General features: G+C 45.9%; 20 protein-coding genes. 19 read left to right on the forward strand and 1 reads right to left on the reverse strand.

The genetic code is table 11. The features are described 5' to 3' along the window. The first annotated feature begins 246 nt into the window (after positions 1–246). From ABEW32_RS03935 to holA, 6 genes are all read left to right on the forward strand, one after another. Positions 247–897: a ComEA family DNA-binding protein gene (locus ABEW32_RS03935; protein WP_430184894.1), complete on the forward strand. Its 651-nt coding sequence runs from the start codon at positions 247–249 to the stop codon at positions 895–897. A gap of 84 nt (positions 898–981) precedes the next feature. Then, positions 982–1,500, forward strand: coding sequence for a deoxycytidylate deaminase (locus tag ABEW32_RS03940; RefSeq protein ID WP_430184896.1), 519 nt, complete (start codon positions 982–984; stop codon positions 1,498–1,500). A gap of 201 nt (positions 1,501–1,701) precedes the next feature. Further along, positions 1,702–4,305, forward strand: a complete 2,604-nt coding sequence (locus ABEW32_RS03945; RefSeq protein ID WP_430185343.1) for a ComEC/Rec2 family competence protein — start codon at positions 1,702–1,704, stop codon at positions 4,303–4,305. Between the two features lie 420 nt (positions 4,306–4,725). Beyond that, positions 4,726–5,274 carry an RNA polymerase sigma factor gene (locus ABEW32_RS03950; RefSeq protein WP_063210057.1) on the forward strand — a complete coding sequence of 183 codons (549 nt, stop codon included), beginning with the start codon at positions 4,726–4,728 and terminating at the stop codon, positions 5,272–5,274. Continuing rightward, complete coding sequence (locus ABEW32_RS03955; protein WP_430184898.1) at positions 5,271–6,731, forward strand: anti-sigma factor family protein; 1,461 nt, start codon at positions 5,271–5,273, stop codon at positions 6,729–6,731. The genes ABEW32_RS03950 and ABEW32_RS03955 overlap by 4 nt, the downstream gene beginning before the upstream one ends. Positions 6,732–6,944: 213 nt before the next feature. After that, positions 6,945–7,976, forward strand: a complete 1,032-nt coding sequence (holA, locus tag ABEW32_RS03960; protein WP_430184900.1) for a DNA polymerase III subunit delta — start codon at positions 6,945–6,947, stop codon at positions 7,974–7,976. Positions 7,977–8,059: 83 nt separating this feature from the next. On the opposite strand, the gene rpsT is transcribed toward holA, so the two are convergent. Further along, positions 8,060–8,332 (reverse strand): 30S ribosomal protein S20, encoded by a 273-nt coding sequence (gene rpsT, locus ABEW32_RS03965; protein WP_014282531.1) that lies wholly within the window; start codon positions 8,330–8,332, stop codon positions 8,060–8,062. A 198-nt stretch (positions 8,333–8,530) separates the two neighbouring features. Here rpsT and gpr point away from each other — a divergent pair, with 198 nt between their 5' ends. The 13 genes from gpr (at position 8,531) to ABEW32_RS04030 (ending at position 25,547) form a co-directional block, all read left to right on the forward strand. Further along, the gene (gene gpr / locus ABEW32_RS03970; RefSeq protein WP_430184902.1) at positions 8,531–9,532 is read left to right on the forward strand and encodes a GPR endopeptidase; all 1,002 of its coding nucleotides are present in this window, start codon (positions 8,531–8,533) and stop codon (positions 9,530–9,532) included. A 228-nt stretch (positions 9,533–9,760) separates the two neighbouring features. Beyond that, the gene (locus tag ABEW32_RS03975) at positions 9,761–11,014 is read left to right on the forward strand and encodes a stage II sporulation protein P (protein ID WP_430184904.1); all 1,254 of its coding nucleotides are present in this window, start codon (positions 9,761–9,763) and stop codon (positions 11,012–11,014) included. Positions 11,015–11,040: 26 nt separating this feature from the next. Further along, entirely contained in the window at positions 11,041–11,550 is a 510-nt protein-coding gene (locus tag ABEW32_RS03980; protein ID WP_430184906.1) for a hypothetical protein, read from the forward strand. 71 nt (positions 11,551–11,621) lie between these two features. Beyond that, entirely contained in the window at positions 11,622–13,436 is a 1,815-nt protein-coding gene (gene lepA / locus ABEW32_RS03985; RefSeq protein WP_430184908.1) for a translation elongation factor 4, read from the forward strand. Between the two features lie 342 nt (positions 13,437–13,778). Then, a complete protein-coding gene (hemW, locus tag ABEW32_RS03990) occupies positions 13,779–14,966 on the forward strand; it encodes a radical SAM family heme chaperone HemW (RefSeq protein WP_430184910.1) in 1,188 nt (395 codons plus the stop codon). 154 nt (positions 14,967–15,120) lie between these two features. Beyond that, positions 15,121–15,597 (forward strand): N-acetyltransferase, encoded by a 477-nt coding sequence (locus tag ABEW32_RS03995; RefSeq protein WP_430184912.1) that lies wholly within the window; start codon positions 15,121–15,123, stop codon positions 15,595–15,597. Positions 15,598–16,566: 969 nt separating this feature from the next. Continuing rightward, positions 16,567–17,598: a heat-inducible transcriptional repressor HrcA gene (gene hrcA / locus ABEW32_RS04000; RefSeq protein WP_430184914.1), complete on the forward strand. Its 1,032-nt coding sequence runs from the start codon at positions 16,567–16,569 to the stop codon at positions 17,596–17,598. 120 nt (positions 17,599–17,718) lie between these two features. Further along, entirely contained in the window at positions 17,719–18,288 is a 570-nt protein-coding gene (gene grpE / locus ABEW32_RS04005; protein WP_430184916.1) for a nucleotide exchange factor GrpE, read from the forward strand. Between the two features lie 88 nt (positions 18,289–18,376). Further along, complete coding sequence (gene dnaK / locus ABEW32_RS04010) at positions 18,377–20,212, forward strand: molecular chaperone DnaK (protein WP_430184918.1); 1,836 nt, start codon at positions 18,377–18,379, stop codon at positions 20,210–20,212. Between the two features lie 247 nt (positions 20,213–20,459). Beyond that, entirely contained in the window at positions 20,460–21,572 is a 1,113-nt protein-coding gene (gene dnaJ, locus ABEW32_RS04015) for a molecular chaperone DnaJ (protein WP_430184920.1), read from the forward strand. 152 nt (positions 21,573–21,724) lie between these two features. Then, entirely contained in the window at positions 21,725–23,380 is a 1,656-nt protein-coding gene (gene dcuS, locus ABEW32_RS04020) for a DcuS/MalK family sensor histidine kinase (RefSeq protein WP_430184922.1), read from the forward strand. Continuing rightward, the gene (dcuR, locus tag ABEW32_RS04025) at positions 23,373–24,080 is read left to right on the forward strand and encodes a two-component system response regulator DcuR (protein ID WP_430184924.1); all 708 of its coding nucleotides are present in this window, start codon (positions 23,373–23,375) and stop codon (positions 24,078–24,080) included. Before dcuS ends, dcuR begins: the two co-directional genes overlap by 8 nt. 147 nt (positions 24,081–24,227) lie before the next feature. Beyond that, a complete protein-coding gene (locus ABEW32_RS04030) occupies positions 24,228–25,547 on the forward strand; it encodes a 2-hydroxycarboxylate transporter family protein (protein ID WP_488168817.1) in 1,320 nt (439 codons plus the stop codon). Positions 25,548–25,557: the final 10 nt, after the last annotated feature.

Raw genomic sequence — 25,557 nt, forward strand, 5'->3', positions numbered from 1 at the left:
TTCTTCTAAGTGTATGCACTTGGTCTTGGCCGACATGACGAATTTTATGTCTGAGCATGTTAGATCTTGCCGGGGGTCGTACCACTTTTTCTATAAATGCTCCCAGCGAGACCGTGTGGAGGTATTTACAATATCTACAACCTCCGATTTGACGGGAATTGAACAGATTTACTCTGTTTGATGGAGACGGTGTGTTCATCGACTCTAATTCCCGAAATTCATGTGGAGTAGGGGACGATACGGAAAATGAAACGCGTATGGACAGGAACGGCAATAACGCTTGCTGTAATCGGGAGTGGACTTATTTTATTTGCCGGAGGACAGCGCTCAGAGCCGCAAGAAGAATGGAGTTTGCTAAACCATAAGGCGGAGCAGTCCTTAGCGATAAAGTCGGAGCCAATAGAATCGCAGCGCAACAGTGAGCGTGACCGAGGAATACAGGCTGTAAAAGAGATTTCAGACCAAGCTGAACGCAATACAAATGTCGGAGCTGTTGACAATGTGAAGCTTGATGCTAAGCAGAATCCTACTGGTGTATCTACTGCTGGGAGCGAAAGCTCCATGGCAGGAGACTCGAGTACCGTGAAGCAGTCAGATGTTGTGGATTCGAAACCAGACACAGCTGTTGCCAGTTCGAATGTTGCAACAACAAGTAGGACTAATACGGGGAGTAGTGATTCAGTTATTCCATCCGTCTCTGGTGAAAAAAAGATAAACATTAACACGGCGAATGCTGCCGAGTTAATGGAGCTGCCGGGGGTTGGGGCTAAAAAGGCTGAGGCTATTTTGAACTACCGTAATCAGCACGGGCTGTTTAAGCGTGTGAACGATCTGGATCATGTAAAGGGAATCGGAGCTAAAATGTTAGCGAAAATGAAGCCGTATGTCAGCTTATAACTATATAAGTTTACGGTACAGGCTTTGAGAGTGGCTGTAACGGATATGTTGTACGTTTAACTTCTTTATACGGGAGAGATGGAAATGAGTGCAGAGGTGCGCAAAGACTGGGACACCTATTTCATGGATATCGCTTATATGGTATCTACCCGTTCGCGCTGCGCGCGGCGTCATGTTGGAGCCGTACTTGTACAAGGTAAAAAGCTACTGGGGACGGCATATAACGGCGCACCATCGGGGGTGCCTGACTGTTCTGAGGCAGGCTGTATGATCTCGGAGGAATATGAGGTCGTTCACCGTGACGGACGGGAGGAGATGGTTAAGAAGCAGCGTTGTATTCGCACTATTCATGCGGAACAGAACCTGTTGCTGTTTACTGACCGGATTGACCGTGAAGGCTCTTCAGTATATGTCACCGATCAGCCATGCTGGACGTGTGCTAATATGTTGGCGAACAGCGGCATTGTGGAGATTGTATATCACCGACCTTATCCAAAAGATGCCGATAAGGTTCGTGCTATGATGGAGGAAAAGGGAATCGCCTTTCGCATGCTGGAGACTTATCATCCACCGCAGGAAACGCTGATGGATGTAAAGAATTAAATAATAAACGAGGAAGAACCTCTGACAACGCTATTGTCAGGGGTTCTTCTTTTGTTTTGTGTTTTGGATAGAAAGCAATGTTTGCTAATGGAAGGTGATTGTATTCAAGCTCAACTTGTATCTACTAGGCCTATATTAAGCCTCACAGTTTGTTGGATTATAGGCAGTGCAGGTGCTTGCCTGTATTCGGGCCGTATGCTTTTGTTGCTTTGGGCGGGAGTTACCCTGATCTTTCCGTTTATAGCCATAGTGATGAAAATCCCTATCCGACAAACGGTATTGTTATGGATTGCATTAAGCAGTGGTGGATTTCATTGGTTTTGGCATGATACACATAATGTGAGCAGGATTCCTGATGCTCTTCATGTATCATCCTCTGTCATAGAAGACATGCCTGTTCAAGCAGCCGGATTTATTGCTTCAAAAGTCGAAATTGATGGGGATCGTGCGCAGTTTGAGATGAGAGTTACTTCAATCCATCATTTTGGAAGCCATTTGAGCAAGGGCGAAAATCGTGGATCTATTTCTGAACAGGTCATTGTTCATATCAAGCTGGCGGTAAAGCAGGAACAGCAACTTGCAGCAGTATGGCAGCGTGGAGATGCAATCCTGTTGCGTGGAAGCTTGAAGGCACCAGTCAAAGCGGGGAATTTTGGTAGCTTTGATTTTAGTGAGTACCTGCATACACAGGAAATTCACTGGATTTTCAAAGGGTCTGGAGCCGCCTCCTTACAAAGGCAGGAGTCTTCCTTGTGGAATCGCTACACTTTATTGAGATGGAATGATCAGCTTAGAGAGCAGCTAGGTCAAAAAATGGAATCTGCATTTACATCACTTCTTCACGCAGGATATATGAAAGGTCTGGTACTTGGGGTTACAGATGAGCTGGACCCAGCAACGTATAACGAATTTACGCAGCTTGGTTTAACGCATATCTTGGCGATATCAGGTATGCATGTGGCGGTATATGCAGCCACATTATTATATTTGCTCAAGCTGTTGCGAGTTAGCCGCGAAACCTCCCTTACGGTTGTGATGGTGCTCATTCCGGCTTATGTCCTGCTGACAGGTGCTTCTCCCTCTGTTGTAAGAGCGGGAATTATGGCGATGATCGGCTTGTTTGCAGCCCGACGAGGATTGCTCAAAGACGGACTTAATATTTTGAGTATATCTGCGTTGCTTATGCTGCTATGGAACCCTTACTATCTGCTTAGCGTCAGTTTTCAGCTTTCCTTTTTGGTGACAGGTGGATTGCTCATTTATATGCCGCTTATGAAGCCGTTTTTCGCCAAATGGCCCCTCCTGATTGGTGGTGAAGTTGCGATTACAATCACGGCGCAGCTTGTTTCATTTCCAATGACGGTGTTCTACTTTAATCAATTTTCGTTATTATCATTTGCAGCTAATTTTGTACTTGTACCTCTAATTACATATATCGTGCTTCCGATAGGTACGGTGGCAATGGGAATAGCTTTTGTATGGGAAGATGGAGCTCGTATCCTTGCGTGGCCAGCAGAGCAATTGAATGATCTAACCTTTTCGCTTGTGAAATGGCTGAATGTGGATGATGCTTATGTGAGTATTTGGCCGTCTTCTTCTATCCTGTGGGTTATGGCTTATTATGCAGCTCTGTACAGTGTTCTGTACTGGCTCAAAACATGGTTCACGTCCCGAAGGCAGACGGACGACATTTCCGTTGTAAGCTCTAACCCTACAACATCACCCATACAAACAGGACTAGCGGCCTCTGCTGAGTGGGCTGCTGTTTTGCAAACAGCTCATGAGCCTGGGGGGGCAGGGAAATTTGCGCGTCGACAGTGGAACGGATATCGCTATCTGGCACTGGCTTTAAGTGGCATTGCTTGGCTCGGCATACTAGGTATAGGATACCAATCTCCCAGTGAAAGAAACACGGGAGTAGTTCAATATCTGGATGTGGGCCAAGGCGATAGCATTTTAATTACAACGCCGGGAGGGAAGCATATTTTGGTGGATGGCGGGGGTACAATGGACTTTGCAACAGGGAAAAACGCTTGGCGCAAGCGTACAGATCCCTACGAGGTAGGTGAGGATACGATTGTGCCCTTGCTAAAGCAACGTGGGGTGCATCGGCTGGACGCTGTCATTTTAACGCATGGAGATCATGATCATGCCGGAGGACTACAGGCCGTACTTGACCAGATTCCCGTATCCACCTTGTTTTTTAACGGTACCCTGACAGATAAAGACCCGTTCCGGAAGTTGTTGAACACGGCTTTGGCCAAGAAGATTAAGCTGTACGGTGCACATCATAGCATGGAGTGGGAACCAGACCGGGATACGAAAATTCGCTTTCTCTATCCATTTAAGCTACAGAAGAACGCATCTGAGCAGTTGCCTGTTATAAAGGAGCAGAATCATTATTCCGTTGCTATGATTTTGGAGATGGAGGGGGCCTCATTTTTGTTCACAGGAGATATGGATGATGCCGCAGAGTCGCTGTTGCTTTCTGAATTAACCCTTTCTTCATCCCGTGTGAAAGCTCAGGGGGGAACAGGGTCTGCAAGGAAAGCTGTAGATGTTATGAAGGTGGCGCATCATGGCAGCAAGTATTCCACCTCGGAAGAGTGGTTGTCCTACTGGCAACCGAAAATATCCGTCATTTCAGTTGGAGCAAGCAACACTTATGGACATCCAAACAAAGCGGTATTGGAACGTTTGGCGGAAGTTGGTTCTGCCATATATCGAACAGACACAATGGGGGAGGTACAGATTCGTGCGCAGCAAGGGAAACTGAGTGTGCGGTACCAACGCAGACGTGAATAGACGGATTGACAATGATTTTGTATAAAATCATCTTCAAACACAGAAAAAGCAGGCATTATAACAGTCAAGAATCTCCCTGCTGATGAACAGATAAGGCATATCAATCCTCAACCGACGATTGTTATTTTCAATTTCCGATTGTTCTGTTCTTATCAGTTAGAATTCAAATCATATTTTTTTGAACAAGAAGGAATGAAAAGCTTAATACAAATCAATAGGTAAAGTATTGAGATGTATGGGGCTGAGGGAAGGTGACTACCTTCCCTTTTTCTGTTATTCTAAGGGAGGATACAATGGGGATTCTGGGCATTTTGTTGTAAATTTTTTAATTAAAAAAATAAAATTAGCGTCAGACGTCTATCCTGCAACAATTTGCAAAAGGGATACGTCTGTAATATTGCAGGGAGAGGGGGATCCTTTGTGGTAGAGCAGGGACTCATCCGAGCCGCTCAATCGGGCGATCGCGACGCTCTCATTACCCTATTAAGAGAGATAGAACAACATGTGTACCGTACAGCATATTACATTCTAAATAATGAGCAGGACGCCATGGATGCTTCACAAGAAGCCCTCATACGAATATATTCCAAAATTAATTCTTATGAGGAAAAAGCGCAGTTTAAAACCTGGGTCCAACGCATTGTAACGAACATATGCATCGACAAATTCAGAAGAACAAAGCCTTCGGTTTCCATTGACGAGCATGACATGGTATTTAACGACCCCCAAAACGTGGAGGTCGAGGTGTTAACCTCTTACATGGCACAGGATGTTCGTGAGGCTATACAACGGCTTCCGGAACACCATCGGACGGTAATTGTTTTGAGATATTTGCAGGATTTCTCTTACAACGAGATTGCCGATTCTCTGGATTTGCCGCTAAATACGGTCAAGTCATATTTGTATCGTGCAAGACAGCAATTGCAAGGGCTACTTCAGGAATATCAGAAAGGTGGTGTATCAGGATGAAGTGTGGAGAAGAGGTGATGGATTGGATGCAGCGTTATGTGGATCATGAACTGGGCGAAGAAGAGACATCCCAATTAATGAACCATATTGCGACTTGCCCGGACTGTGCGGAAAAATTTCATATTCTTCAGACACTCTCTCGCGAGCTGGAGGAATTGCCTGCGGTTTCCCCGGCGTTCAGCCTGGTGGATTCCATCATGCCTCAGCTTGATGCCATTGACCGCGCACGTGAAGAGCAGGGAAGCGCGCTTCAGGAAATGCAACCTGTAACTGTTGAGCCTGAGTCTGGAACAGGGCCTAGACAACGTACACAGCCTGTGCCTTGGTGGAACCGGATGGGAGGACGTGCTGCCATGGGCGTGGCTGCCGCTGCCGTTGTACTGGGAATCGTAGTATTTAATTTTGAGCCTAAAACAGTACAGGATGCGGAAGGCATACTTACATCCCAATCGCCCGAGGTGATGAACCAGCAGGAGCAGACGGAAATTCCGGGTACGACCAATGGGAGTGTAGGGCGTGATGCAGCTATTGGACCAGATTCGACTAATCAACCGTCTGAACAGGGACAAGGCGTGGATTCGTATCAGACACCTGCGGACCAAGAACCTGGCTTGGGCAAACCGGGAGCAAACAGCGCAGACGAGAAGAATCCTTCCAAACAGGATGCTGGGAAGCTTGACGATCAGCAAGCCGGCGAGGAACCTTCAACAAAGTCTGCGCCAACTAAACATTCTTCACGTCAGGATGAGAAGCAGGGACAACCAAGCGCCGATCGTCAGATGACAAAGGAAAAATCGTCTAAAGATGCTTCTAAATCAGATGATCAACAGTTAGCTCCAGAAAAATCTGCTCAATCCACGATGGCTCCTGATGAACAGTTGGAACCGAAAATGGAAAAGGCGCCTCTAGCGGGTACGGGTTCCGATCAGGGCGATAATAGCAATAATACAAGTACAAATGATGCATCTTCATCGCTTAGTCAGGAATTGAAGGTACAAAGTCGGATTGCTTCAAATGAAACATCGCAAGACACGACTTCCCAAAGTGTCACCAAGGATGCAGGGGACTCCTTAAAAGCGGATAGTAGCGATACAGCTTCTAAAGATCAGCAATCATCCGTGTCACAAGACCCGGTTCGAAGAGAAGGCTTTGTATCCAATTCGCTGGTCTCTCCAGACAGCAATAATGCTTCCACCTATAGTTCCCAGTCCGCATCTACAGATCAGCTCAACTCGCCTGATGGGAGTTATGCGGTGGCTATTGAGGGCAAAAAGCTGAAAGTATATAAGCTCTCCGATAACGGTGTAGACCGAACAACACTGGAAGTCCGTACTCTGAAGGGGGCCTGGGTCAAAGGAAGCTGGTCGGATGACAGCCAGACCTTTATGTACGAGACAGAGCAGGATGGGACTGCAAGTAAATATACGTACACCGTCCCGCGCAGCACTGGAAAATAGTTTCCGTAAGTTGGCACACTTTTAGAAACAGAGAATAAACTATATGAACCGACGTCGTATCCCGACGGCCGAAAGTTTCTAGAGCTTTCTGCTGCCGTGTTGATATAGATGGTGGTGAAGGGATTCTGCCTATAGGCGGGGTCCCTTTGTTTGTGTCATGACTTGCCTTCCGGTCGGATGTCAGGTACGATCAGTGGGTGGGGGGAACGGAAAATGGATGTAAAAACAGCCTCTAAGGCTATTCGTAAAGGCGATATCTCGCCAGTATATCTGCTATATGGCAGTGAAAAGTATCAAATGAAGCAGTTTGTTGAGATGCTAAAAGAAAAGGTGGTGGAGGAAGAGCATCGTGACTTCGCCATTATTCCTTATGATTTAGCCGAAACGCCAATTGAGATGGTGGTGGAGGAGGCGGAAACAGCGCCTTTTCTGGTGCCAAAGAAGCTAATTATTGTACGGGATACCAGTGTATTTGCAGCGGGCAAAGATAGTGGCAAGGTAGAGCACCGTCTTGAGACGCTGTTGACTTATATGGACAACCCAACTGACTATAGCGTCATTGTTTTTACCGTTCAGGCCGAAAAGTTGGACGAACGGAAAAAGATCGTCAAAAAACTAAAAAGTGATGCATCAGTGATTGTCTTCGCTCCTATGAGTGGAGATGATCTAGTGGCTTGGGTGCACAAGCGTGCAGCAGAAACAGAAGTGCAGTTGGCAGCAGGAGCGGCTGAGAGACTCATTCAATACACGGGTACTGGGCTTCAATCTTTGGCTGCTGAGATCGATAAGCTATGCTTGTACGCAGGAGCACAGGGAACGATCTCTTCCGCTGATATTGAATCCCTCGTGCCTCGTAATACAGAGCAGAATGTATTTGCGATGGTTGAGGATCTGGCTAATTTGCGACTGGACAAGGCACTCAGTATTTTTTATGAATTGCTTAAGCAAAAAGAGGAGCCCATCAAGATTGCAGCTTTAATCACACGGCAGTTTCGCATTATGCTGCAGGTCAAAGAGCTGGCAGGTCAAAGCTACTCACAGCAACAAATTGCGAGTCAGCTCAGCTTGCATCCTTTTGGGGTGAAAGTTGCAGGAGAGCAAGCAAGGCGTTTCCGTCCTGAGCAACTGCGCCAGCTTCTCTATGAACTGGGCGAGCTGGACTATCATATGAAGACAGGTGTCGTTGACAAGGTATTGGGGCTGGAACTATTTTTGATGAAAATGGGAGCGGGTGCTTCAATCTAATCCCATAAAGTTATAAACTAAAAAATCCTGATCAGCCAAGGCTGGTCAGGATTTTTTCATTAACGTATGAAAGTAGCTCTTGCTTACGCTTGAGCTGTAAGAGCGTTAAGTTTTTTCGCCAAGCGGGATTTCTTGCGAGCAGCTGCATTTTTGTGGATCAAGCCTTTAGTTACAGCCTTGTCCAGCTTTTGGGAAGCCACTTTGAAAGCAGCAGCAGCAGTTTCAGCTTCGTTATTTACCAACGCTGTATCGGCAGCTTTAACTGCTGTACGAAGCGCGGATTTTTGGGAAGCGTTCAACGCACGGCGTTTGTCGCTAGTTTTAACGCGTTTAATAGCGGATTTGATGTTTGGCATTACATTCACCTCCTGTAAAGGCATTACTTATGAACACAAACGTTTCACAACTTAAAATATTTTAGCATGCCGTACCTCAAATTGCAATAACAAAACATTATGAGACGATGCATTTTACAGGATGAAAATGGATGTGTATAAACCTGTTGGGTGGCTCGCACACTATAGCCAGTGATGGTATATAAGGAGGGGTAAGAGATGGATCTGGATTTGCAGAAGTATGCAGTACGCACGGATTTGGCATTAGAGGCAAGAGAACTGGCAGAACGGAGTCAGCCTGTACCGCTGGCGGGTATAAATGAGAATGTGGAGGAAGATAACGGTATTAAAATTACACGGTTGGATGTATTAAATGAAGAAGGAGCCAACCGCATTGGCCGGGTACAAGGGCATTACGTTACGCTCGAAGTACCTGGCTTGCGCGAAGGTGACACTGGACTCCAGCAGCGGGTCGCTATTACCTTTGCAAAAGAAATGGAGCATTTTATACAAAAGATAGGGATTTCCAAGACGGCAAGAGTGCTGGTGGTAGGGCTGGGAAATTGGAACGTTACTCCTGATTCGCTGGGTCCGCTTGTCGTTGAAAATTTAATGGTGACCCGTCAATATTTTGAACTGACACCTGATCAGATTAACCCGGGATATCGGGATGTGAGTGCGATTGCGCCGGGGGTTCTGGGTATCACGGGAATCGAATCCAGTGAGATTGTTCAAGGGATTGTGGATCGCACAAAACCAGAACTGATTATTGCCATTGATGCCCTGGCGTCACGTTCACTGGAGCGTGTTAATACGACCATCCAGGTGGCGGACATCGGAATACATCCAGGTTCAGGTATTGGCAACAAGCGGCGCGGTATCACCAAGGATATTATGGGGGTTCCGTGTATTGCTATCGGCGTTCCCACGGTATGCTACGCTTCGACTATCGTTAATAATGTAATCGAACTGATGAAAACGCATTTTACCAAAGAAAAGGCTTCTACCAAAGTAATTCTGGGAATGTTGGACGATATTTCAGAACCTGAGAGACTTGGGCTAGTGAGAGAGGTACTTCAACCGTTGGGGCATGATTTGATTGTGACTCCCAAAGAGATCGATGAGTTTATTGAAGATATCGCAAATATCATTGCGACCGGCTTGAACGCTGCTCTGCATGAAGCTGTTGATCCCGACAATGTCGCCGCTTATACGCACTAATGAACGGTTAGCAAAACAATAATACAAAGACACAAAAATCTCTATTTAACAGGTAGCCTATCTCTTTCGAAAAGGGATGGGATTGACCTGTTGATAGAGATTTTTGTGTTCTAGTAATCGTTCTCCGTTCATAGAGTTGAAGTATAAGAGATTTCCGCAACTGATAGGAACCCTGTGTTCTAAATGTAAAAAGCGGGTTTCGACGGGACGAAGGAGGACAAGGCTCACATGAAAAAAATTCAGACCTGGAACGTCGGAAGATGGAGAAGAAAAGGTATCGAAATTTTAGCAATGGGACATACGCTTGTGCTGCTCATCATGGGCTCGGCGCTTTTATTTGTCGTTTTGGGACTAGGAGGGCTGGCAGAAAATCGTTTGCAAACCTCTCCTGTTTCTTCGATGAAAGGATTAGCAGGCTCGGTGTCCAGCGGTTTTTTCGCGGATATGCTAGGGATGGAGGTACCTCATTTGGCACAAAAGAAACAGCATTCTTCGTTGTCGGGTGAACAATGGTCGCCATTTGTTTTTCAGATGCTTACAGGTATTAATCCGCAAGATCCCAAAAGTCTCATTTCTCGTGAAATTCCTGGCATGGCTGCGGGAGCGCCTGTCTTGCTGCGTAAGGGTTCGGGTAACATCAAAGTGGAGGGTCCTACGGATTATCAGCCCGATCAGGGAACAGCGGATACCCCTGGAGGCTCGGATACAGCCGAGAATCCGCCATCTACTACGCCGGATATTCCGACAACACCGGAAACAGACCCGGCGCATGAGGATAATCCAGGTGATGCCGTCAAAGGGGAGAAGCGTATATTAATCTACCACTCTCATCCTAGAGAAGCCTATAACCCACTACTAAGCAAAACCAGCTCTAACCCCAATTCAGGTTCTAAATCAGCCAATGTATCTAGGGTAGGGGACTTTGTAAAAAAGAGACTGGAAAAACAAGGAGTATCTACGCTGCATGTAAACAAGGATTATGCCACCACCGTTCAAAATTACAATTGGAACTACTCTTATAAATATTCACGCCAAACAGTCAAGGAAGCATTGGCTCAAAATAAAGGCTTAACTTATCTGCTTGATATTCATCGTGATTCTCAACGTCATGAAAAAACAACAGCCACCATTAATGGACTTTCTTATGCCAAAGTGTATTTTATTATCGGGCATGACAACAAAAATTGGCGCAAAAATGAAGCTTTTGCTGCTCGTATCCATGAAAAGCTGGAAAAATCATATCACGGGGTTTCGCGTGGTGTATGGGGAAAAGATGGCGGTAAAGGAAACAATGGTGAATACAATCAAAGCTTGTCTTCCCATAGCATTTTGATCGAAATCGGAGGAATTGACAACACCGAGGAGGAGCTAAAACGAACTTCTGATATTTTGGCGGACATGATCAGTGAAGTGTACTGGGAGGATCAGAAAGCACAGAAAGCAGGTACTAACGTAACTGACACCCAAAAGAGCGGCAATTAAATGAATAGCAGAAAGGGGGAAATATAATGTCTGGATATTTTCGTAAAAAAGCGCTTGGATTTGTGCTTCTGATCGGGGCAGGCGTGTTACTTGGCATGCAGCTGGCAGGCTCTGGCCTGCGCTCGGTCTATGGCCCGGAATGGGATGATAATCCAGTTTCTTCGGTGAAGCAACAGAAAGTTGAATACGAGCAGACAGTGATTGAGGATACCCCGGCAGCTAATACCCGAGCGTATAATCATACGTATAATACAGGTGGAAAGGTCGAGTTTCGGCCACAAACGGACATGAAAGAAGGGAATACAAACGAACGAAGCGAGGAGCAGACTGCAAATTGGACACATGAATGGGATACGAAGACTCCACAGGATGACAATACTCAGCAGGACCTAGAGACACCTCGTGAACTGCTAGCTGCCAAGGGGCAGCAGGCATCAGTGGATACTATGGCGGACAAAACGGCTGGACTACTTCAAAACCTGTCAAGAAAGGGCATTCGCTGGGTTGTATCTGTATTTGACGGAGTAACAGAATAGAAATATTGCTGACCCCCCTTACAACTGCTATAATAAGCTGATTGATACTAGGCATTGTGTGGGGGTTAGGCATGACTGATATTTTGGCAAGACAACGTAAAATTCGGAACTTTAGTATCATTGCACATATAGACCATGGTAAATCTACGCTGGCTGACCGGATTTTGGAGTATACCGGTGCACTTACCTCCCGTGAAATGCAGGAGCAAGTACTTGACCAGATGGAACTGGAGCGGGAGCGCGGGATTACGATTAAGCTCCAGGCAGTGCGACTCACTTATAAGGCCGATGACGGCGAAGAGTACATTTTAAATTTGATTGATACACCAGGACACGTCGATTTTACCTATGAGGTATCTCGTAGCTTGGCAGCCTGCGAAGGTGCTCTACTGGTAGTAGATGCAGCGCAGGGGATTGAAGCGCAGACCTTGGCTAACGTTTATTTGGCGCTCGACAACAATCTGGAGATTTTGCCAGTGCTTAACAAAATTGATTTGCCGAGTGCTGATCCGGAACGGGTAAAGCAGGAAATCGAAGATGTTATCGGGTTGGACACGAGCGAAACTGTACATGCTTCAGCCAAAGCTGGAATCGGTATCAAAGAAATTTTGGAACAGGTGGTCAGAAGTGTGCCTGCTCCGGAAGGAAATCCGGATAATCCGCTTAAGGCGCTTATTTTCGATTCGCATTATGATCCTTATAAAGGCGTAATCGTATATGTACGTGTTGTGGATGGCAGTATCCGTGCGGGCTCGAAAATTAAAATGATGGCGACTGATAAAACGTTTGAGGTTATCGAGGTCGGAGCATTCATGCCACGTATGACGATTGTGGATGAGCTTAATGTCGGTGATGTTGGTTTTATCGTGGCCGGAATCAAGCATGTGGGTGACACGCGTGTCGGGGATACGGTGACGGATGCCAAAAATCCAACACCAGAACCGATGCCAGGCTATCGGAAAATTAATCCGATGGTGTACTGCGGTCTGTATCCGATTGAAACCTCGGAATACAACGATCTACGTGAGGCGCTTGAAAAGCTGCAGCTGAACGATGCTTCGCTCAGCTTTGAACCGGAAACATCCAGCGCGCTGGGCTTCGGTTTCCGTTGCGGTTTCCTTGGTCTGCTGCATATGGACGTTATTCAGGAACGTATTGAACGTGAATTCAACATTCCGTTGATTACAACGGCACCAAGCGTAATTTACCGTGTACAATTGACTAATGGGGAAACGATTGAAATCGATAACCCGTCCAACTACCCGGAAGTAGGGCGTATTGAACATGTACAAGAGCCATATGTTAAGGCGGGCATCATCGTGCCAAATGATTATGTGGGTACGGTTATGGAGCTTTGTCAAAACAAGCGTGGTGAGTACGTGAACATGGAGTACCTGGATACAACACGGGTAACGATTACGTACCAGATTCCTTTGTCTGAAATCGTGTATGATTTCTTTGATCAGCTTAAATCCAGTACCAAAGGCTATGCTTCCTTTGACTATGAGATTTCAGGCTATCGCCAGTCTAATCTGGTGAAAATGGATATTCTGTTGAATGGAGAGCAGGTCGATGCTTTGTCATTCATCGTGCATAGAGATCGAGCTTACCATCGCGGACGTATTATTTGTGAGAAGCTGCGCGAGCTGATCCCGCGTCAAATGTTTGAGGTGCCAATCCAGGCATCTGTAGGAACAAAGGTTGTTGCGCGTGAAACCGTTAAGGCTATGCGTAAAAACGTCTTGGCCAAATGTTACGGCGGCGATATTTCCCGTAAACGGAAGCTGCTTGAGAAGCAAAAAGAGGGCAAGAAGCGTATGAAGCAGGTCGGTAACGTAGAAGTACCACAGGAAGCATTTATGGCGGTACTGAAGATAAATGAGTAAGGCTGTTTGAAGTATTCGTCCATTCTTCCATGAGGCATTTGCCATGCGTGGAGAATGGACGTTCTTTATTTGAGCAAGCTATTCAGGACAGAGCGCTCGTGCAAAATTCTGATTTTAGAGTAATATGGCACCTATATCTTTAAATTTTTAGAGTATGTCTAAAATGTTTTTCGTTTACTGCAATACCTACACCACAAAAATGGCCGACTCGTGGTGGGCAGCAGCGGAGTGGATGGAATCGTTCAGAAGAAGCGATCGGAGGAATGATCCATCCATGGAGCGAGCTCCCCCTCATCAGCCCATTTTTCGTCACCACACCCTGAATCGACAAGGAGGATCGGTATGACCGCATCCATACAGAAACATGAACATTCATCCGCGCCTCAAGCGGTTTATCTGCATATACCTTTTTGCACGAATAAATGCTTTTACTGTGACTTTAACTCTTATGTGCTCAAGGATCAGCCTGTTATGGAATATCTGTATGCCTTGGAACGGGAGATGGAACATACGGTCAAACTTCACCCGCCAGGACAGATAAAAACCATTTTTGTCGGGGGCGGAACACCAACAACCCTCAATCCGAAGGAAATGGAATATTTCCTCAAAAGTGTTCGTACCTATTTTCCAAACTGGGCGGAAGATATTGAGTTTTCCATGGAAGCCAATCCGGGCACAACTGATTTTGAAAAACTTTCCGTAATGAAAGAAGGCGGCGTCAATCGCCTCAGCTTTGGTGTGCAGGCTTTCCAGAATGAGTTACTTACAGGCATAGGTCGTATTCATAGTACAGATGACGTCTATCGTAGTTTGGAGAACGCGCGCAAGGTTGGCTTGGACAATCTGTCGATTGACCTGATGTTCGGTTTGCCGAACCAAACGGTCGACATGCTGGATGAAAGCGTCAGTAGAGCGCTGGAGCTGGAGCTTCCACATTACTCTATCTACAGTTTGAAGGTTGAAGAAAACACGCTCTTCCACACGTTGTATCAGAAAAATCAGTTGCCGCTTCCACATGAAGATGATGAACTGGAAATGTATTTACTGCTCATGCGTCGCATGAAAGAAGCCGGTTATGAGCAGTATGAAATTAGCAATTTCGCCAAACCAGGTTTGGGAAGTAAGCATAATATGACTTATTGGCGCAATGAGGACTATTACGGCCTCGGCGCTGGAGCACATGGTTATGTTGGCAGAGAACGTCATATGAACATTAAGGGCATTAACCCTTATGTGGAGGCTACTCGGAATGGTCTACCGCGTCTAGATAGCTTTGAAGTGCCCGCAGCGGAAGCGATGGAGGATTTCCTCATGGTCGGTTTGAGAATGCTGGAGGGTGTATCCAAATCCCGTTTTAAAGCTCAATTCGGTCAGGCGTTGGAAGACACGTTTACAGTTCCTCTTGGAAAAATGCTGAATGCAGGATTAATCGAATCGATCGAGGACGGATATCGTTTGAGCGAACGCGGGATTTTATTCGGAAACGATGTATTTGCAGAGTTTATCGGTTCGATCACGGTAAATTCATAAGTTGTAGCTGGCATACAACACGTTGTGATCTCGTAAGCTGGGCTAGCATTTTTTACACTATTCTGCCACAGCAGGGTAAATGGAGTATTGCGATTCTATGCGTGATGTTGTATATTTATTCATTATATGCGGCAAGCGGCAGGAGGAGAGCAAGATGGCTTCAGTGTGTAAAGATGTATTGTGCAGAAGTGCGGTTCCTGAAGATGTGGAGCCTTTATATCAAATGATTAGCGGCTATGCAGAGCGGGGGATTATGCTGCCACGTTCAAGGGAAGTGCTTACGCGCCAACTGGAGCTGTTTATTGTTGCAGAGGTGGACGGTCAGGTCGTTGGTTGTGGTTCTTTATGCAAGTTGGGGGCTGACTTAGTAGAGATTCGCTCCCTTGGCATATCTGAGGGGCATAAAGGATTGGGAATTGGCTCCAAGCTTGTAGAGGGCCTTATTATAGAAGCACGGCGGCAACGTATTCCTAAAATTATGGCATTGACCTACGAGGTATCCTTTTTTATAAAAAACGGTTTTGATGTAGTTAGCAAAGAGATTTTTCCTGAAAAGGTGTGGACCGACTGCATTCACTGTAGTAAGCAAAATAATTGTGATGAAATCGCAGTGTTGAAAAAACTGAACTGACCTTGTTAATAAGGTCAGTTCAGTTTTTTATTAGGATATAGCCATGTGTATGTGTTATAGCTTTCGTGATTGTGCCCCTGTTCATTTCTCAAATGTTTGGAGTAACCACCAAATGAATTGATGATGAGGCTCCAACTCCGAAGGTATTTCACTCAGGCTTCTTATCGGATGGTCCTTATGATAATCTGTGTCATTATAGAAGTATGTAGTGCCGTCTAACGGAACTTGATGCCTGTATTTATACAAGGCGATAACATATTTCTCAGACTCTCCGGCTCGGCTTGGATGATATGTGTACCCTTCCCAATTGGCTGGTGTTATATCATCATAATGTAATATCGCTGTCACACTATATTTGATTTGCTTGGGAATACTTGGACTAAATTCTTGCGGGTAAAATAAAATGGTATTCCACATGCTTAACAGAATGGTAGGGACCAGGATAAAGACACACCATAGAGTTCTTAATTTACGAATTAGATGGATTACGGAAATAATAAGGGCAGCGTTCAGAATAAAAGTTAGTGGCAAAGCAACGATTCTGCCTAGTCCTGTGTACGGAAACAATTCGATTAAAATGTAAAACATGCAAATTGTAGGCAAAAGTGAGATTAATGCGTATAAAAGGTTGCGTTGCTGACTTCTCAGATTTTTATTCCTCCTTCAGGGCAATGAATTTACAGCAGCTTGGAGACACAGTCTCATTTCTGTTTCTGCATCCTATACATAAATACGGTTTGGATATGGTAAATCATGAGGTTTTCCGTGAAAAAGTGCAAACCCTCTGTTTTGCCGTAGTAATTAAAATGGATATAATAAATATCGTTTATTGAAAATACTGATCTGACTTGACAATGATCAGGTCGGTTTGGTATTTTTGTATTATCAGTTAGCACTCATCGCGAACGAGTGCTAATGATTCCATTTAACAATCATGCTATTATGGATAAACGATAAGGGGGGATTCGCTTGTTAACCGAACGTCAGAGACTCATTTTGAACGCGATTATTGATGACTACATTCGTTCGGCTGAGCCAGTGGGTTCCCGCAGCATATCCAAAAGGCAGGATGTCGGATTCAGCCCAGCCACGATCCGTAATGAAATGTCGGATTTGGAGGAACAGGGCTATCTGGAGCAACCCCATACTTCTGCGGGACGCATCCCGTCTCATAAAGGCTACCGTTATTATGTGGATCATTTGGTGCCGCTTAATACACTGAAGCCTGTGGAAATGCGGGAATTAAAAGCCTTTTACGCCGAAAAGCTGAATGTGATGGAACAAGTGATCCAGCATGCATCAGGCATTTTGTCCCATATGACCAATTATACTTCCATCCTGCTTGGGCCGGAGGTTTTTCATACTTCGTTGCGTCATTTTCAGCTGTTGCCGCTCAACGATACGACGGCAGTAGCGATTATTGTGACCAATACCGGTCAGGTGGAAAATAAAACAGTCGATATTCCACCAGGAATTTCAATTTCCGAAATGGAAAAGGTTGTGAATTTACTGAACAGCAAGCTGGTCGGTGTACCGATATATCAGCTTAAATCACGCCTATACACTGCGCTTGGTCAGGAAATGGAGAAGCATGTATCTCATTTTGAGGACGCTATGAAGGTGCTGGATAAAGCACTCGATAATGAATCAGATCAGCGCCTGTATTTAAGCGGTGCGACGAACATGCTGAATCAGCCTGAATTTAAAGATGTTGAAAAGGTTAAACATATTCTTGATCTGTTGGAGGAAACACCGACGCTGCTTAAACTGATGACCCCTGTAGCTGGAGCACCTGAAATTCAAGTCCGCATCGGCACAGAAAATGATCATGAGGCGTTTGCTAATTGTAGCTTGATTACTGCTACATATGCAGTAGACGGAGAAGCGTTGGGAACGATAGGTATATTGGGTCCGACGCGGATGGAATATGCGAGAGTTATTAATATTTTGGGTATCCTGTCTAAGGATTTGACCGCAATGCTAACGCAACGGTTTAAATAAAATAAGATCGCATAGGTTGCGGTCCTACATGCTCCGCGCAGGGATACGGTTTGTATCCTGTGCGGGTCATTGTTGCGTGCTTTTGTAAGGGGAGTTACAACTTGAAGGAGGTGAAACATTTTGAAGGAAGAACAAGCGTTCCAAGATGAAAAACAACAAAATGTAAGCACAGAGGAAGCCGCTGAAACGAGCCAGCAGGAAGAGCCGGTGAATGAATCGGCAGCCCTGGAAGCCGAGGAAGACACAGAGGTGGCAAAACTCCGTGCAGAGGCTGAGGAGCATCAGCAGCGGTTTTTGCGCGCACAGGCGGATTTTGATAATTTTCGCCGCCGTACGCTGAAAGAAAAGGAAGACCTTGCTAAATATGCGTCTATGAAGCTTGTTACCGAGTTGGTGCCTGTTCTGGATAACTTCGAGCGTGCGCTGGCAACAGCATCGCAAGGAGCGGAGTCTGAGTCATTCACCAAAGGGGTGGAAATGATTTTCCGTCAGTTTGAGAGTGTGCTTCAGGCAGAGGGAGTAACGGCCATGAATGCAGTGGGACAACCGTTTAACCCTGATTTCCATCAGGCTATTATGCAGGTAGAGAGCGAAGAGCATGAAGAAGGCATCGTCGTTGAAGAGGTACAAAAAGGATACATGCTGAAGGACAAGGTACTTCGTCCTGCGATGGTAAAAGTTAGCATGTAGCTTTTTCTATATACATTAGAATTGCTTCATTTTGAATTCAAACATTCTGGCCTGAGGGCCTCGTATATACAGAAGGAGGAATTGTTCGATGAGCAAAGTAATCGGTATTGACTTAGGTACAACCAACTCTTGTGTGGCTGTTATGGAGGGCGGCGAAGCTGTCGTTATTCCAAATCCGGAAGGCGCGCGCACAACCCCTTCCGTTGTTGGTTTCAAAAAAGATGGAGAGCGTACTGTAGGGGAAACGGCAAAACGCCAAGCAATCACGAACCCGGATCGTACAATCATGTCCATCAAGCGCCACATGGGTACAAGTCATAAAGAAAACATTGACGGTAAGGAATATTCCGCACCGGAAATCTCTGCTATGATTTTGCAAAAGCTGAAAGCCGATGCTGAAGCTTACCTGGGCCAAACGGTTTCTCAAGCGGTTATCACTGTGCCTGCTTACTTCAATGACGGTCAACGTCAAGCAACTAAGGACGCAGGTAAAATTGCTGGTCTGGAAGTTCTGCGGATTGTCAATGAGCCAACAGCAGCTGCATTGGCATATGGTATGGAAAAATCCGAAGACCAAACCATCCTCGTATATGACTTGGGTGGCGGTACATTCGACGTATCCATTTTGGAACTGGGCGATGGTTTCTTCGAAGTTAAAGCAACAAGCGGCGACAACAAGCTGGGTGGCGATGACTTTGACCAAGTGATTATTGATTACCTCGTAAATGAGTTCAAAAAAGATCAAGGTATTGATCTGAGCAAAGATAAAGCAGCTGTACAACGTCTGAAAGACGCAGCAGAAAAAGCGAAAAAAGAACTGTCCGGCGTACTGACAACGACAATTTCCTTGCCGTTCATCACAGTAGCTGACGGCGTTCCACAGCACTTGGAGTTGAATCTGACTCGTGCGAAATTTGAAGAATTGTCCGCAGGCCTGGTAGAACGTACTCTGGGACCTACTCGTCAAGCGATGAAAGATGCAGGCATGAGTGCTAGCGATATCGATAAAATCGTTCTGGTCGGCGGCTCCACACGTATTCCAGCTGTACAAGAAGCAATCAAAAAACTGACAGGTAAAGAGCCTCACAAAGGCGTAAACCCTGATGAAGTAGTAGCTTTGGGTGCGGCAGTTCAAGCAGGTGTACTGACAGGTGATGTGAAAGACGTCGTTCTTCTCGACGTAACTCCACTGTCCCTCGGTATTGAAACTGCAGGTGGCGTATTCACTAAAATGATTGAACGCAACACGACAATCCCTACGAGCAAATCGCAGGTTTTCTCGACATATGCCGACAATCAGCCAAGCGTGGAAATTCATGTGCTGCAAGGTGAGCGCGAAATGGCAGCAGGCAACAAAACACTGGGCCGTTTCCAACTGGGAGACATCCCTCCAGCACCACGTGGTGTGCCGCAAATCGAAGTTACCTTCGATCTGGATGCGAACGGTATCGTAAACGTATCTGCTACAGATAAAGGCACAGGCAAAAGCCAAAAAATTACGATCACTTCTTCCAGCGGCTTGAGTGACGAGGAAGTAGAACGTATGATGAAGGATGCCGAGTTGCATGCAGAAGAAGATAAGAAACGTAAAGAGCTGGTAGAAGCGAAAAACGCTGCAGACCAACTGATCTACTCCGTAGACAAAACGATTAAAGATCTGGGCGAAAAAGCAGATGCAGGTGAAGTCGAAAAAGCAAATGCAGCTAAAGAAAATCTGCAAAAAGCACTGGAAACTGACAACCTGGAAGACATCAAAAAAGCTACTGAAGAGCTGACTGAAATCGTTCAGCAATTGTCTGTGAAATTGTATGAGCAAGCTGCTCAAGCAGCACAAGCTCAAGAAGGAGCAGCAGACAACAAAGGCCGTGACAATGTAGTTGATGCGGACTACGAAGTTGTTGACGAAGATCAGAAGAAAGACTAAGCAACGGATCGGGTAGTGGCAACTTTACGGTATACCGGTGCGTTATGATATACTGAATAGTAATTAGCAGCGTAGCTGCCTTGATAAATAACAATTAGCCCAAGGGTAACCGTTATTTCCAAGATAAATAAGCATATTGCGGGTTGTACTGCCTTGAAAGATGGGAAGGTCAAAGCCGGGTCATCCCGTGCCTTTGGCTTTCCTTTTATATGTAGTGCAGACACGTTGTAGGCATGGGGGTGGAACATTGGCTGATAAGCGTGATTATTATGAGGTGCTGGGTGTCGCAAAAGGCGCTTCGGATGAAGAAGTCAAAAAGGCTTACCGTAAGCTTGCGCGTCAGTATCATCCGGATGTGAACAAGGCTGCGGACGCTGAAGCAAAATTTAAAGAAGTTAAAGAAGCTTACGATGTTCTCAGCGATGGCCAGAAGCGGGCAAGATATGATCAGTACGGTCATGTAGATCCGAATCAGGGCATGGGAGGCGGCTTCGGTGGTGGCTTTGGTGATATCTTTGATATGTTCTTTGGTGGCGGCGGCAACGGTCGCCGTGATCCGAATGCGCCGCAACGAGGGAACGATCTTCAGTATACGATGACAATTGAATTCAAAGAAGCAGTGTTCGGTAAAGAGACTGACATTCAAATTGAACGTACGGAAACATGCGATACGTGTCATGGTACGGGGGCCAAAGCGGGTACTCAACCACAAACCTGTTCCGTCTGCCACGGTAGTGGACAGGAAGAAGTGGTACAGAATACACCGTTTGGTCGCATGGTTAACCGACGCGCCTGCTCCAACTGCGGCGGTTCCGGTAAAATCATCAAAGAAAAATGTACGACTTGTAGCGGATCAGGTCGTGTCCGCAAGAAACGTAAAATTCATATCCGTATTCCGGCGGGTGTGGACGACGGCGCACAAATGCGTATCAACGGTGAAGGCGAAGGCGGTGTCAACGGCGGACCGGCAGGTGACTTGTACGTCGTGTTCCGTGTGAAGTCGCACGACTTCTTTGAGCGCGAGGGAGACGATATCTACTGTGAAATTCCGCTGACGTTCTCACAGGCAGCCTTGGGAGATGAAGTTGAGATCCCAACGTTGACCGAGAAAGTGAAGCTGAAAGTTCCAGCAGGCACACAAACAGGCACTTATTTCCGTCTTAAAGGAAAAGGTGTGCCAAAACTGCGTGGCGTAGGGCAAGGTGACCAGCATATTAAGGTAGTTGTGGTAACGCCTAGCAAGCTGAGTGAGGAACAGAAGGATTTGCTGCGTCAGTTCTCTTCGCTTAGTGGAGAGCAGACACATGAGAATGAGCAGTCCTTTTTTGACCGTGTGAAGCGCGCCTTCCGAGGCGACTAAGCCAAGGTCGAAAGCGCGGAGCTTCATTCATGAATCCGAGGGAACTATTCCGCAGTGCGGGATAGTTCCCTTTTTTATATTCACGTAAACACATACATAACCATTTCTGTATAAGCAAGTTGAACTATGAGCTTTGAGCAAGTAGAAAAGGGGTGAGTTCCATCACAAAAATACGGACAAGATTGCATCGGGGAAAGCCGCTATTAAAACTCAGAGGCCTAATAACACTGTTAGTCTGCCTCGTTATGGCACTTGTGCTTCTACCAGTAACCTTATTATTTGCGGAGAGAGTTGAGCAAGAAACGGAGAAGGGACTTGAGGACAAAGCAATGTCCATTGCACGTACACTCGCCCATACACCGCTTATTATTGAGCAATTGCAACAGACAGATTATTCTCCTTCCATGCAGGAATATGTGAAGAAGGTCTCAACGGCGAATCATATCCAATTTGTCGTGGTTATGGATATGAAGGGAATTCGAAAAACGCACCCGGATGTTAGGAAGATAGGCAAAGCCTTTGTTGGAGGAGATGAGTATACATCACTGCATGGTCAGGAGAGCGTATCCGTTGCTAAGGGGACATTGGGCATGTCCATGCGGGCTTTTTCCCCCATATTCAGTGTAACGGGAACACAGGTAGGGGCGATTGTAGTCGGTATATCCATGCAAGATGTACAGAGGGCCCAGGAAGGCAACACTCGTCTTATAGCTATTGCCCTTGGTATCGGAATGTTGATTGGCACAGGAGGAGCTGTTGTGCTGGCTCGCAAAATCAAAAATATGCTGGTCGGTCTGGAACCGCCGGAAATCGCACGTTTGCTGGAGGAACGCAGCGCAATGCTGCAGTCCATCAAGGAAGGAGTTATTGCGGTGGATGAATGCGGTCATATTATGCTGATGAATGCAGAAGCGATCCGTCTACTCAGGCAAGCGGGAATTGAAGATTTTTCATTCACTGGACAGGAAATTACTGTATATTTATCTGCTTTCCGATTGCAAGAGGTTTTGGAAGTGAGCACTCCTCTGATGGATGAGGAAATGGAGCTGGGTGGGATCACCTTGCTGACCACCAGTGTTCCGATACGGGTCAAAGGGGAGATTGTCGGAGCCATTGTAACCTTTCGGGATAAGACAGAGATGAACCAGCTTGCGGAACGTTTGACAGGAGTTTCTCTGTACACGGAAGCACTACGCGCACAGGCCCATGAATTTATGAACAAGCTGCATGTCATTATGGGGATGGTACATTTGCGAATGTATGATAAACTGGAACACTATATTATGGATGCCGTCGAGCATCATCAAGTAGAGATTGGTTCCATCACACGGCAGCTCAAGGACCCGGTTATGGCGGGATTTGTGTTAGGAAAATTAAGCCGGGCCAGAGAGGCAGGGGTGAATTTTGAACTGACACCGGGGAGTCACTTGCCCGAATCCAGTCAAACTCAAACGACTCACGAATTGATTACTATTCTTGGCAATCTGTTTGATAATGCAGTGGAGGCGATGGAATCTCTGGAGCACAAACGGATTACCCTTTCGCTTCATTATGAAGAAAACGAACAGAATGGCTGTCTGACCTGTATGATGTGCGACAATGGTCCGGGTATACCGGAAGGCCTTGGTGAGGCTATTTTTGAAAAAGGGTTTTCGACCAAGGGAGAGTCACGAGGGATGGGACTTTACCTGGTGGCGCAAAGCGTAAAGAGGCTACAAGGCAGCGTAAAGTTAATCCCGGCCGAGCAAGGGTGCTGCTTTCAGATTACAATTCCATACAATATAACGGGGAATGATAAATATGATTAATGTCCTAATTGTAGAAGATGATCCGATGGTTGCGGAATTCAATCGCAAATATATGGAGCAGGTAGAGGGGTTCCAATGTGGTGGTTGGGCTTCTTCGGTGGAAGAGGCTAAGAAATATTTAGCTGAACAAGCCATTGATCTGATATTGCTGGATGTGTATATGCAAGAAAGCAATGGCCTTGATTTACTGTCATTCATACGGGAGGCTGGAGTGAATGTGGATGTGATTGTCATCTCAGCTGCAAGTGACATGAATAGTGTCAAAAAAGCGATGAATTTCGGCGCGGTGGATTATTTGATCAAGCCTTTCCACTTTAACCGTTTTCTAGAGGCCCTTAACGGGTATCGAGAGCACATTAGTATTGTGCGTGAGTGCAGCCTGCTGTCGCAGGAGGAGCTGGACCGACTGATTTACCACAAAAGCTTGACTAAAGACTTGACGCGGTTGCCCAAGGGGATAACGAAGTCCACGCTGGCTATGATATGGAATTGTATCCAGCAGCATCATAAGGCTCTATTTTCCACCGAGGATATTGCAGAAAGTGCAGGAATCTCCAGGGTGTCTATGCGCAAGTATCTGGCTTTTATGACGGAGATTGAAGTGCTTTCTATGGAAACCATTTATGGTACTATTGGACGTCCTGTTTACCAATACCAGGTTTTGCCGCAGGCGGAAGGTATCATGAATAGTTATATTTAACCTTGCTTCTGATTACTTTAGTTACAAAAGTTAGTTCTTAGTTTTAAAACCAAATAAAGCGTTTTCTAAGGTGTAGAATGGGAACATGATCATCATTCTTCACTTTATGGAGGGAGATTTATGGAAAATGCTACGAACCAGCCTGTCATGCAGAAGGTGCAAAGATGGAGTAAAAATACTGTAGATGGGTTTAGGATGCTGGGCAGGGTAAAGGTGGGAGTTATTCCGCTTCCGCTGTATGTAGTGATCGCGCTGATTGTTTATGCGGCTGCAATTACACAAAGACTTCCGAACGATCTGTTGGGCGGGTTTGCCGTTATCATGATTTTAGGTATACTGCTCAGTGATCTGGGCGCCAAGCTTCCATTACTCAAACATATAGGCGGGCCAGCCATTCTATCCCTTATGGTCCCATCGTTAATGGTATTTTGGAATATGTTCAGTCCATCTGCAATGGGGGCTGTGCACACACTGATGAAAACCTCGAATTTTCTTTATTTCTACATCGCATGTCTAGTAACGGGAAGCATTCTTGGCATGGATCGAAAAATGCTGATGAATGGAATTGTCAAAATTTTTGCTCCCATTATCATAGGATCTATTGCTGCTGTTGCCGTCGGTATGGTGGTAGGCATGGCTTTTGGCTATAGTGCTTATCATACATTTTTTTTCATCATCATTCCGATTATTTCCGGTGGAATTGGAGAAGGAATTTTACCGTTGTCCATTTCGTATGGAATGGTACTGGGCAAGGATTCCACGGTATTCGTATCTCAGTTTATCCCGGCTGCAATTATCGGTAACATTGTTGCAATTATAGGTGCAGGCGTCTTGAAGAGATTAGCGGAGAAAAAACCAAAAACTTCTGGTAACGGTAAGTTGTTAAAACTCGAAAAAGACGAAGGCAAATCAGCACCGGTAGACTTAGGACCATCTGTTTCTTTTCCATTAATGGGAGGAGGTCTGCTGTTGGCCTGTACTTTCTTTATTGTAGGTAAGCTGCTGGAGCCGTATCTTCATATTCCAGGGCCGATTCTCATGATTCTGGCGGCGGCATTAATAAAGTGTATTCAGATCATGCCGAACACATTGGAACAGGGAGCTTTTCATTTGTACAAATGTATAACGGCTAGTCTAACGTGGCCCTTGATGGTGGGGTTAGGTATTTTGTATGTGCCATTAGATAGTGTAGTTGGGATTCTAACGGTTCCGTATGCGCTCACCTGTGCATCTGTAGTGGTTGCGTTAATTGTTACTGGATATTTCACTGGAAAATGGATTCATATGTATCCTGTAGAGGCTGCTTTGGTGACCAGTTGTCGCGGCGGATTGGGGGGCACGGGTGATGTAGCCATTCTGTCTGCATCCAATCGGATGGAGCTAATGCCTTTCGCCCAAATTGCAACACGGATTGGTGGAGCAGGCACGGTCATTTTAGCAACCTTGTTACTGCAATTATGGAGCTAACGATTTTCAA

Source organism: Paenibacillus jamilae, from assembly GCF_050482105.1.
Classification (GTDB): domain Bacteria; phylum Bacillota; class Bacilli; order Paenibacillales; family Paenibacillaceae; genus Paenibacillus; species Paenibacillus jamilae_B.